At 28.7% G+C, this 2207-nt stretch carries 3 protein-coding genes; all 3 read right to left on the reverse strand.

The features are described 5' to 3' along the window. Positions 1 to 160: 160 nt before the first annotated feature. Positions 161 to 508: a hypothetical protein gene (locus ABJG40_RS05935; RefSeq protein ID WP_348023657.1), complete on the reverse strand. Its 348-nt coding sequence runs from the start codon at positions 506 to 508 to the stop codon at positions 161 to 163. 99 nt (positions 509 to 607) lie between these two features. Continuing rightward, positions 608 to 763, reverse strand: coding sequence for a hypothetical protein (locus ABJG40_RS05940; RefSeq protein ID WP_348023658.1), 156 nt, complete (start codon positions 761 to 763; stop codon positions 608 to 610). Between the two features lie 63 nt (positions 764 to 826). Continuing rightward, positions 827 to 2207, reverse strand: a 1381-nt coding sequence (locus ABJG40_RS05945) for a T9SS type A sorting domain-containing protein (protein ID WP_348023659.1), incomplete at its 5' end; no start/stop codon positions are given.

Below are 2207 nucleotides of genomic sequence, written 5' to 3' on the forward strand. Positions count from 1 at the left end.
AATTATTCTTAATAGCATATTAAAAAACAAAACATCCTTTTAGCTGATCTTTATAAAAATATTTGGAGGTATATTTAAAAAATATCAGAAACACAAAAGGATATTCTATTTTTACTATTGTAGATAATTTAATAGTAATGCTATTTACAAAAAGCTAACTTTAATTTTTTTTCTTCTTTTTCTTCTTTTTCTTAGATGCACTTGTTATTTCTTTAGCTTTCTCTTTTCCAAAAGCTTCTGTAAGAGCTTTCGTAAATTTCTTATTATTTTCTTTTCTTTTTTCTTTTAACTCTGGAGTACCTTTTTCATAATTTTTACTAATTTCTGAAGTAGCTTTCATGTGCGCTACTTTTAAGGTCTTTAAGGTTTCCTTTTCTTTGCTAGAAAGTTGTATTTTACTTTCTATCGTTTCTACATAAGCATTTACCTTTTTGTCTATATTTTTTTGAGCAAATAATGAACTACTCATTGTTAAGGTAAAAACTAATAATATTACTAATTTTCTCATATTAATTATTTTACTGTGATTTAAAAATATTATTTCTTGGTATCTAGTTTTAATAACATGAAATAATACAAATTGTTTTTCTCTTATTATTAATAAGAATTAAAAAGCTGTTCCATCAGCATCAGGCGGTACAGATTGTGCTTGTGCCTTTTGTGGGCTTAATATCATAAATGTACCTAATGCAGTAAGTGCAGCATACTTACCCATTTTTTTAACAGCTTCTTTTCTTGTGATGTTATCTTGATTGTTATTCATTTTATTTGTTTTAAATACTATTATTAAAGGTTTGAAAAATTTAACTAGCTATAAGTTATCTCTTTACTTAATGATAACTTTTTGAATTTTACCTGCTAATTGTATCATGTAAATACCTGTATTTAATGCATTTGCACTAATAACATTCGTTGTATTAGAACTATTTAATTTTTGCTCTAAAACCATTCTACCTTGAATATCGAAAACTCTTGCACTTACATCTGTTTTTAATATTCCTTTAATAATAATTGATTTTTGATTCGAATAAATCAACATTTCATTTACGGTATAATCATCTGTAGCTAACGCTGCTTCTTTAGAAGAGAACTCTATGAAGAAACGTCCTGCTCCACTTAATTTAGTATCTGGAGTAAATACATAATCAACATCGTTTAATAATGTTTTAGTATTTAATAAATTATCTTTCAAATACACATAAGTATCAGAAGGAATTGTTAATGATGCTGCATCTAAGCTAATTGTTAATTCTACACCAGCTTCACTATTAATAGCAACTGGAACAACTACATCGTTAAAATCGTTATAAGATAAAGATTGTATTGCTAATGCTAAACCAGTGTTATTTTCTACTAAATTAGTATAGATACCATCTGCAGTGCCTGAAAAAGCACCAGCATCATAACCAAAATCTAAACCTCTTGTTTGGTTTTCAATAAAATATATATTTGTAGAGTATGCTTTTGTTGTATTACTTAAATTAATTTTAGCTAAAGCTTTATTAGTATTAGCAGATTTTGCTACAAAATCATTAGTATTACCAGTTGTTCTCATAGCTGTAGTAAAGTCTACATTTCCTGTAACTCCATCTTTAGTTCTTACAAAGAAACCTTGCCCAGGGGCTAATTTACCACTAGAATTTGCACCATTCCATACAGTATAACCAGTACCATTCCAACCATAAACAGCAACATTATCAAGGTGAAATTCACCTGAGTTTGCTGTAAAGAAAGTACCAAAATTTAGATAAGAAGGATAAGGATTCCCTATTAAATTCCATTCATTTAAAGAACCTGCACCACCATCTGTAATATCAATATCAGTAGCAGCAACTAAAACAGTACCTGTAAATCTAACAGTATTAGCGTTTCCTGCTATAGTTGCAGCTCTATACCCTTTAGCTGTAGTCAATACAATTGCATCATCAGCAGGAGTAGTATAAGTCTCATACAATCCAGTACTATTATTGAAAGGTCCAAAAAAGTAGTTTCCGGTACCTGAAGAATTAATGAAAAATCTATTTTCGTTTTGAGAATTTGTAGCTACAGCACTAAATGCTACGCCACCTACAGGAGAAGAAATTAAATCGTTATTAGGTGAATCATTAAGCCATCTATCATAAATAAGATCATTTGTTCCACTAAATGTATTTACTATTGCACTAGCAAAGGCACTAGATGAAGACTGTAAAATAAATTGACTGTTT

Origin of the sequence: Polaribacter sp. (genome assembly GCF_039939415.1) — a bacterium.
GTDB lineage: Bacteria > Bacteroidota > Bacteroidia > Flavobacteriales > Flavobacteriaceae > Polaribacter.

Bases quoted from the DNA above. Each gene is read 5' to 3' on its own strand.
- ABJG40_RS05935 (WP_348023657.1), bottom strand. From the start codon at position 508: ATGAGAAAATTAGTAATATTATTAGTTTTTACCTTAACAATGAGTAGT.
- ABJG40_RS05940 (WP_348023658.1), bottom strand. From the start codon at position 763: ATGAATAACAATCAAGATAACATCACAAGAAAAGAAGCTGTTAAAAAA.